The following is an 8,535-nucleotide window of genomic DNA, read 5'->3' on the forward strand; positions in this document are numbered from 1 at the left end:
GGACCCGGACGCCCCTCCAACTTGGGGGCAGGAAGAGCCCGGCCATCGAGCGGCGTGCGCCTGCGGCGGGCCTGCTGCCCAGTCCAGCCCAAACACGATTTAACTTGCGCTTGGCCCACAACTTCTATTTTGTTCAAATCGCTCCGAACGAAAAAAACGCCGGAGCGAGCGTTCTGCTGAAGTTTGAGCTCTCCCACGCGAAGCGACGGGCGCGAAGCGTCTCGATCCTCCGGCGGCCGGATCCTCTCCCAGTTCCCTTTATCATGCGCATTCTGTTGTCCGGTTGCGCCGGTTTCATTGGATTCCACCTGGCTCGTCGCCTCTTGCGTCGAGGCGATGAAGTGGTCGGTTTCGATAACTTGAATGATTACTACAATGTGAGGCTCAAACAGGCCCGGCTCGATCAACTGCTGCCCCATCCCTCCTTCTCATTTCGCAAAGCGGATCTTGCCGACCGTTCCGCCCTGCGTGACCTCTTCGCCGAATCCCAACCTCGGCGGGTGATTCACCTGGCCGCCCAGGCCGGCGTGCGTTATTCGATCAGCAACCCCGAAGCCTACATCGACTCCAATCTCCTGGGCTTCGGCAACATGCTGGAAGGTTGCCGCCGCCACCGCGTGGAACATCTGGTTTATGCCTCGTCCAGTTCTGTCTATGGCGCCAACACCACGATGCCGTTCTCGGTTCATCACAACGTCGATCATCCCCTAAGCCTTTACGCGGCCACGAAAAAAGCCAATGAGTTGATGGCTCATACCTACAGCCATCTCTATGGTCTTCCCACCACCGGCCTGCGTTTCTTTACGGTTTACGGACCCTGGGGGAGACCCGACATGGCGTTGTTCCTGTTCGCGAAAGCCATCCTCGAAGGCCGGCCCATCGACGTCTTCAATGAAGGGAACATGCAAAGGGATTTCACTTACATCGATGATATCGCCGAAGGTGTCGAGCGGGCGTGTGACGTCGTGGCGAGTCCATCCTCCGACTGGAACAGCGATCATCCGGATCCCGGCACCAGCAAGGCTCCCTTCCGTCTGTATAACATCGGCAATCACCAGCCCGTTCCCTTGCTGCATCTGATTGCTTGCCTCGAGAAATCCCTGGGACGGCGGGCTGAGAAACGGCTTCTGCCCATGCAGCCCGGCGATGTGGCAGCCACGTTTGCCGATGTGGACGACCTCGCTCGCGACACGGGCTTCAAGCCCGCGACACCCATCGAGGTCGGCGTCGAGCGCTTCGTCGCCTGGTATCGCGAGTTCTACGCCGTCTAGCCGGCCCTCTCGGGTCAGATCCTGCCTCTTCGAAACACCGATTCCCGCATGGTGCCCCCGGTGGACAAGCGAAAATTGAGCGAACTGCGGTCGAAGTCTGCCACGACCGAGTCTCGGACACGCAGGGAAATGATCGATGCCTGCTCGCGCTTCTGCCACCTCATGGGATTGCCTCGCTCCATCGGCCAGATCTACGGACTCCTCTATCTCTCCGCCAGCCCTCTTTCCCTAGATGACCTGGTCAGCATCTTGAACATTAGCAAAGGCAGCGCCAGCACGGGCACGCGGCAGCTCTCTCAATGGGGCGCCATCCGCCAGATTTGGATCTCGGGGGACCGGCGGGATTACTATGAAGTCGTCACCGACCTCGTAGAGTTCATCCGCGCCAGCTACCAAAATTACGTCCGCCCCCGCCTGCACGCGACCACCCTCCGCCTGGACAGCCTGACCTCGAGCCTGGACGAGGACGCGGCACGCGGGCTTCTCACGCCGGACGAGCTACGTCTCTGCAGCGAACGGATCAAGGCTTTGGCGCGCATCCAAGGAAAGCTGAGACTCGTGTTGCCTATGGCTGAGAAATTGATGCTCTAGAGCACGGCCGGCCTCTTTCTATCACGCATGCAATTTGTTGATCTCAAGACCCAATATCGGCGACATCAAGACGAGATTGACGCGCGTGTTCGCAAGGTGTTCGAACACGGCCAGTACGTCATGGGTCCCGAAGTTGAGGAATGCGAGGCCGCTCTGGCTGCCTTTGTCGGAGTCAAGCATGGCATTACGGTTGCCAGCGGGACGATGAGTCTCGAAATCGCATTGCGGGCTCTCGAGATCGGGCCTGGCGACGAGGTGATCACCGTTCCCTTCACCTGGATCAGCAGTGCCGAAGTGATCAATCTGGTGGGGGCCACTCCGGTGTTTGTCGATATCGAACCCGCCACCTTCAATATCGACATTACCAAGATCGAGGCGGCGATGACGCCCAGAACCAAAGCGATCATCCCGGTCAGCCTCTTCGGTCAGATGCCGGATTATGACCGTATCAACGCGCTCTGCGAGCCGCGCGGCATCACGGTGATCGAGGACGCGGCGCAAAGTTTTGGGGCCACGCGAGAGGGGCGCAAAAGTTGCAGTGTGACCCGTATCGCCAGCACCAGCTTTTTCCCCGCCAAACCTCTCGGATGTTACGGCGATGGAGGAGCCCTGTTCACAAACGATGACGCTCTCGCGCAGCAGATGCGGGACATCCGAATCCATGGCGGCAAGCGCCACCATCACACGGTGGTTGGAACCAACGGCAGATTCGATACCTTGCAGGCTGCGGTCATCCTGGCCAAACTGCCTCACTTCCCTGAGGAGGTGGAGGCTCGATCTCGGATTGGTCATGCCTATACCGAAAGGCTGCGAGCCAGTTGCGTGACACCCGAGGTGGCTTCAGGCAATACTCATGTCTACGCGCAATACACCATTCGAGTGCCGGAGCGCGATGTTGTCGCCGCCCGCTTGAAAGACAAAGGAATCCCGACGGCCATTTATTATCCGAAGTGCCTTCACGAGCAGCCCGTCTACGCAAGTCCGGGCTATCCTTGGGGGGCGTTTCCGGTCGCGGAACGTGCTTCCCGGGAAGTGCTCAGCCTGCCGATGCATCCTTTCCTCGACCCCGCCGAAATCGATGACGTCTGCCAGGGCGTTCGCGAGGCTGCCCCACCCCATCTCCCGTGAACTTCTCAGCCCCCGTCAAGACTCCGCCCGTCCCCACCCCCGCCCAACCCGCGCTCGCTCTCGTGGGATGCGGCTATTGGGGGCGCAATCTGGCCCGCAATTTTCAAGCGCTCGGCGCGTTGCACACGCTCTGCGACATGAACGAATCGCTGCTCGACGGCTTCGATTCAGGATATGAAGGGGTGAAAAAATGCACCGATGTGGATCGAGTGCTGGCCGATCCCGCCATTCGCCAAATTGCCATCGCCTCCCCCGCGTCCACTCATTTCTCACTCGCTCAGGCGGCCCTTGCGGCAGGCAAGGACGTGTTTGTCGAGAAACCCCTCTGCCTGGAACCCGAACAGGGCCTCCTGCTCGCGCAAGAGTCATCCCGGAAAGGCCTCATCCTCATGGTGGGGCATCTCCTCCAATACCATCCCTGCATCGGCGCGCTTCAAGCTTTGGTCGCGTCCGGCGAACTCGGGCGGCTGTTCTACGTGACTTCAAACCGGCTTCATCTCGGACGCATCCGCCGCGAGGAGAATGCCCTTTGGAGTTTCGCGCCCCACGACATTTCGGTCATTCTCTCCCTGGCGGGCCACCGCGTGCCCGATTGGGTCCAGTGCACCGGCGACTGCTACCTAACCCCCGGGGTTCATGACACCACGCTCACCTCGCTCCGTTTCGTAGGCGGTTTTCGAGCTCACATCTACGTCAGTTGGCTGAATCCATTTAAGGAACAGAAACTGACCGTCGTCGGTTCCCAGGGCATGGTCGTATTTGACGACACGCAGCCCTGGGAGTCGAAGTTGCGGCTGCACCGCCATTACCTCACCTGGGAGCGCGGCGAGCTTCCCGTGCCCAACACCACCCGCAACTGCGAGTACCTCAAGGTCGAGGAAGTCGAGCCCTTGTCCAACGAATGCCGGCACTTTTTGGACTGCTGCGCGACCCGCACCCCGCCCCGAACCGATGCCATGGAAGGAGTGCGAGTGTTGCGCGTTCTCGAAGCCGCCCAAAAGAGCCTGCTGGACGAAGGCACGCCAACGTCATTGTCCGCGGCGCCAGCGCACCCGACAGGGGGCCCATCGCCGTACATCCATCCCTCCGCGGTCGTGGATCCAGGCGCCACCCTCGGCCCCGGGAGCAAAGTCTGGCATTTTGCGCACGTTTGCCAGGGAGCCGTGATCGGGGAGCGCTGCATCCTGGGGCAGAATACCTTCGTGGCGGGAGGCGCCCGGCTCGGAAACAATGTGAAGGTTCAAAATAACGTCGCGGTGTATTCAGGAGTCACCATCGAGGACGACGTTTTTCTGGGGCCTTCCTGTGTGCTGACCAACGTGACGAATCCCCGGTCTCAAGTCAATCGGCAGTCCATTTACGAACGCATCGTGATTCGCCGGGGAGCGACCGTCGGAGCCAATGCCACTCTGGTTCCTGGAGTGATTCTTGGCCGCTACAGTTTCGTCGCCGCGGGAGCCGTCGTCACCCGGAGCGCGCCCGATTATGCCTTCCTGGTCGGCGCTCCGGCCAGGCAGAAGGGTTGGATGAGCCGCCATGGACATCTCCTCAAGCCTGATCCGGATGGCATCTTGCGATGCCCGGAATCAGGATTGCGCTACCAGGAAGCCCAACCCGGACGGTTGCACTGCCTGGATCTGGATGAGGAGGCGCCCCTGCCCGAATCCATGCGCCTCGGACGCCTTGCCTACGACGACTTCAAGAGCGCCGGGCCTGCAACCTGAATGCCTAACCCGCGTCATTCACATTCGGCTGGCCCGGAAATGCCCGGTCGTGAAACGAGTATAAAATTTCCGGGCGAGGGAACCGTGGAACATTCACTTCCGATTTTCTCGCTGGTTCTTTTGACCTGGAGCATTGTTGCACTTCGGTCACAGGCCCATGGCCAGGGCATGCTCCCTCAGTGCGCCTCGCTCCAGGTCAAAATCCCGGCGCGGGAAAATCGGAATTAATTGTTGCGCGATTCGTAAGACACAAGAGCCACATTTATGGAACTCAAGAACAAGCGAATCCTGGTGATCGGCGGAGCCGGATTGATCGGCAGCCACGTGGTGGATGAACTCATCCAAACGGAAGTCGCTGAAATTCGAGTCTACGACAACCTTGTGAGAGGCAGCGTCGACAACCTCGCCTCGGCCTTGCAGGACAAACGGGTCAACCTGTTCCCTCATGGCGGGGACGTGCTGCAACGGGATATTCTCGACCGCGCCTTCGAGGGCATCGACGGCGTGGTTCACCTGGCCGCGCTTTGGCTCCTGCACTGCCACGAGTACCCGGAGTCCGCGTTCGAAGTGAATATTCGCGGCACCTTCAATGTGTTGGAAGCCTGCCGGCGTCATCAAGTCAAGAAACTGGTCTATTCTTCAAGCGCCAGCGTCTACGGCGACGCCGTCGCCGAACCCATGACCGAAGAGCATCCCTACAACAATTGGACTTTCTATGGCGCCACCAAAATAGCCGGGGAACACATGCTCAAGGCTTATCACAAGCGCTATGGCCTCCACGGCGTCGGGCTCCGCTACATGAACGTTTACGGGCCGCGCCAGGATTATCGGGGTGCCTACATCGCCGTCATGATGAAGATTCTCGACTGCGTAGACCGCGGGGAGAGGCCCAAAGTCTTCGGGGACGGATCGCAAGCCTACGATTTCATCCACGTGCGCGATGTCGCCCGCGCCAACGTCTGCGCGCTTCAGTCCAACTGCCCGTTCGGTTTCTTCAATGTCGGACGGGGCATCAAGACCTCGATCAAAGAGCTCGCGGAGCTTCTGCTGCGTCTGAGCGGGCGCGAGTCGTTGGGCATTCAATACGAACCGGCTGGACAAACGTTTGTCACCAACCGGGTCGGCTGTCCCAAGGCCGCCGAGCGGGAGTTGGGGTTTCGCTGGAGCCTCGATCTTGAGGAAGGAATGCGCTCCCTGATCGAGTGGCGCAACACACACAAGTCGGAAGTCGCTGCGCGGCAGCGCGCCGTCGGGCTACACGCATGCGCCCGATGACAGACACGCCCGCCCGCACGCCGATCATGCCTACGGCCCGGCCCGTGCAGATCTCCCTCCCTTCCACCGGCGAGGACGAATGGCAGGCAGCCAAGGGACCGCTCATGAGCGGCTGGCTCACGCAGGGACCCAAAGTCGCAGAGTTCGAGCGCGCCTTTGCCGCGCGGCATCAAGTGAAGCACGCGCTTGCCGTCACCAGTTGCACTACGGGCCTGCACCTGGCGCTCGCCTCGCTGGGCATCGGTCCCGGTGATGAAGTCATCGTGCCGGCGTTCACATGGGTATCGACCGCCAACGTGGTGCTCTACTGCGGAGCCACGGTGGTCTTCGCAGACGTCGTCCCACGCACCAACAACATCTGCCCGCGCGATCTCGCCAAACGCGTCACTCCCCGCACCAAGGCGGTGATCCCCGTCCATCTCTTCGGACTCTGCGCGGACATGGACGCCATACGAGCTGCTATCCCCGCGGGCGTTCCCATCATCGAAGACTGCGCCTGCGCCGCAGGGGCATCGTGGCGCGGCACCCCGGCCGGCGGTCTTGGCACCTGCGGCGTCTTCTCGTTCCACCCCCGCAAGTCGATCACGACCGGCGAGGGCGGCATGCTCACCACCAACGACGACCGACTCGCTGAGGTCGCCAACGCGTTGCGTAACCACGGCGCGTCGGTGTCCGAAGAGCAGCGCCACCGTGGCCCCACGCCCTACCTGCTGCCTGAGTTCAACCTGCTCGGCTTCAATTACCGCATGACCGACCTGCAGGGCGCAGTCGGCCTCGCGCAGCTCGCCAAGCTCGACCGCTTCATCGCAGACCGCGACCGCTGGGCGCAGTGGTACCTGCAGCAGCTCGCGGGTATCCCGTGGCTGCGAATGCCGCAGCGATCCGCTGCCGGCAGCCATGCATGGCAGGCCTTCGTCACCTACGTGGACCCTGCCACTGCCCCGCTGCCGCGCAACCGCATCATGGAACTGCTGCAGGCTGCGGGTGTCGCCACGCGTCCTGGCACCCATGCCGTGCACATGCTCGGCTATTACGCCAGGCGCTACAGCATCAGTCCCACCGACTACCCCGGCGCCATGGACTGCGACCGCAACACCATGGCGATCCCGCTGCACAACCGCATGGACGAGGCCGACTACCGCCACGTGGTCGCCTGCCTGAAGGCCATCGGCTGAACCCATGTGCGCGGTAATCGGCGTTATCCACCTTGATGGTGGACCGGTGTCGCCGGTCGTGCTCAAGCGCATGACCGACGTGATCGCGCATCGTGGGCCCGACGGTGAAGGCCACTGGATCGAGGGGAATGTGGGGCTCGGACACCGCCGCCTGGCGATCATTGACCTCAGCCCGGCCGGTCACCAACCCATGGTGAGCGCCGACCACCGCTGGGTACTCAGCTACAACGGCGAGATCTACAACTTTCGCGAGCTTCGCGCGGAACTTGAGGCGGCTGGCGTCTGGTTTCGTAGCCAGACCGACAGCGAGGTTGTCCTCTACGCGCTCGCCCGCTGGGGCACCGATGCTCTGCTCAAGTTCAACGGCATGTTTGCGCTCGCTTTGTGGGACCGCAAGGAACGCACCCTGCTGCTCGCGAGAGATCGCTACGGCATCAAGCCCATCTACTACAGCGACCAGTCGGGCACGTTCGCGTTCGGATCCGAACAGAAGGCGATCACCGCGCAGCCCGGCTTCCGCCGCGTGCTCAACAAGCCCGCGCTACTCGAGTACTTCACCTTCCAGAACATCTTCACGGACCAGACGCTGCTCCAGGACATCCGCATCCTGCCGGCTGGTCACTTCCTGACGCTCCGCGCCGAAGAAGGCGCCCGCCCCGCCCTGCACCGCTACTGGGACTACCGCTTCCGCGAGCCCGAGAAGCCGCTTCGCCGCGAGGACTACATCGAGGAGCTCGACCGTCTCTTCAGGCAGGCCGTGAACCGCCAGCTCGTGAGTGATGTGGAACTGGGTGCATATCTCTCGGGCGGCATGGATTCGAGCTCCATCACGGCGATTGCCGCCCAGAGTTTCCCGAACCTCAAGACCTTCACCTGCGGGTTCGACCTCAGTTCCGCCTCAGGCATCGAGCTCGCCTTCGACGAGCGCGCCAAGGCCGAGGCCATGTCCGCCAAGTTCAAGACCGAGCACTACGAGATGGTGCTCAAGGCCGGCGACATGGAACGGTCGCTGCCTGCGGTGGCGCGGCACCTCGAGGAGCCGCGCGTCGGGCAGAGCTACCCCAACTACTACGCGGCGAAGCTCACGAGCAAGTTCGTGAAGGTGGTGCTGTCGGGCAGCGGCGGCGACGAGCTCTTCGGCGGCTACCCGTGGCGCTACTACCGGGCCGCCAACTGCCAGAACTTCGAGCAGTACATCGACCAGTACTACCTGTACTGGCAACGGCTCGTCGACAACCGAACGCTGAAGACAATGTTCGCGCCTGTGTGGAGCGAAGTGAGCCATGTGTGGACACGGGATATCTTCCGAGACGTGTTCGCCACACATGACAACGAACTGCAGCGTCCAGAGGACTACATCAACCACTCCCT

General features: G+C 61.6%; 6 protein-coding genes and 1 pseudogene. All 7 read left to right on the top strand.

What is annotated here, in order from left to right:
• The first annotated feature begins 263 nt into the window (after nucleotides 1-263).
• The gene (locus FJ404_08255) at nucleotides 264-1,271 is read left to right on the top strand and encodes an NAD-dependent epimerase (protein ID MBM3822861.1); all 1,008 of its coding nucleotides are present in this window, start codon (nucleotides 264-266) and stop codon (nucleotides 1,269-1,271) included.
• Between the two features lie 48 nt (nucleotides 1,272-1,319).
• Nucleotides 1,320-1,862 (top strand): hypothetical protein, encoded by a 543-nt coding sequence (locus FJ404_08260; protein ID MBM3822862.1) that lies wholly within the window; start codon nucleotides 1,320-1,322, stop codon nucleotides 1,860-1,862.
• Nucleotides 1,863-1,889: 27 nt separating this feature from the next.
• Entirely contained in the window at nucleotides 1,890-2,990 is a 1,101-nt protein-coding gene (locus FJ404_08265; protein ID MBM3822863.1) for a DegT/DnrJ/EryC1/StrS family aminotransferase, read from the top strand.
• A gap of 53 nt (nucleotides 2,991-3,043) precedes the next feature.
• A pseudogene (locus FJ404_08270) lies at nucleotides 3,044-4,714 on the top strand (oxidoreductase).
• Nucleotides 4,715-4,978: 264 nt separating this feature from the next.
• The gene (locus FJ404_08275; GenBank protein MBM3822864.1) at nucleotides 4,979-5,989 is read left to right on the top strand and encodes an SDR family NAD(P)-dependent oxidoreductase; all 1,011 of its coding nucleotides are present in this window, start codon (nucleotides 4,979-4,981) and stop codon (nucleotides 5,987-5,989) included.
• Between the two features lie 26 nt (nucleotides 5,990-6,015).
• On the top strand, nucleotides 6,016-7,164 hold the full coding sequence (locus tag FJ404_08280; protein ID MBM3822865.1) for a DegT/DnrJ/EryC1/StrS family aminotransferase: 1,149 nt from the start codon (nucleotides 6,016-6,018) through the stop codon (nucleotides 7,162-7,164).
• A 4-nt stretch (nucleotides 7,165-7,168) separates the two neighbouring features.
• A partial coding sequence (gene asnB, locus FJ404_08285) for an asparagine synthase (glutamine-hydrolyzing) (protein ID MBM3822866.1) occupies nucleotides 7,169-8,535 on the top strand: 1,367 nt, incomplete at its 3' end.

The sequence above is a fragment of the Verrucomicrobiota bacterium genome, assembly GCA_016871495.1.
In the GTDB taxonomy this organism is placed as follows: Bacteria; Verrucomicrobiota; Verrucomicrobiia; order Limisphaerales; family VHDF01; genus VHDF01.

Coding starts and splice junctions, on each gene's coding strand:
- FJ404_08255 (MBM3822861.1), top strand. CDS start 264: ATGCGCATTCTGTTGTCCGGTTGCGCCGGTTTCATTGGATTCCACCTG.
- FJ404_08260 (MBM3822862.1), top strand. CDS start 1,320: ATGGTGCCCCCGGTGGACAAGCGAAAATTGAGCGAACTGCGGTCGAAG.
- FJ404_08265 (MBM3822863.1), top strand. CDS start 1,890: ATGCAATTTGTTGATCTCAAGACCCAATATCGGCGACATCAAGACGAG.
- FJ404_08275 (MBM3822864.1), top strand. CDS start 4,979: ATGGAACTCAAGAACAAGCGAATCCTGGTGATCGGCGGAGCCGGATTG.
- FJ404_08280 (MBM3822865.1), top strand. CDS start 6,016: ATGCCTACGGCCCGGCCCGTGCAGATCTCCCTCCCTTCCACCGGCGAG.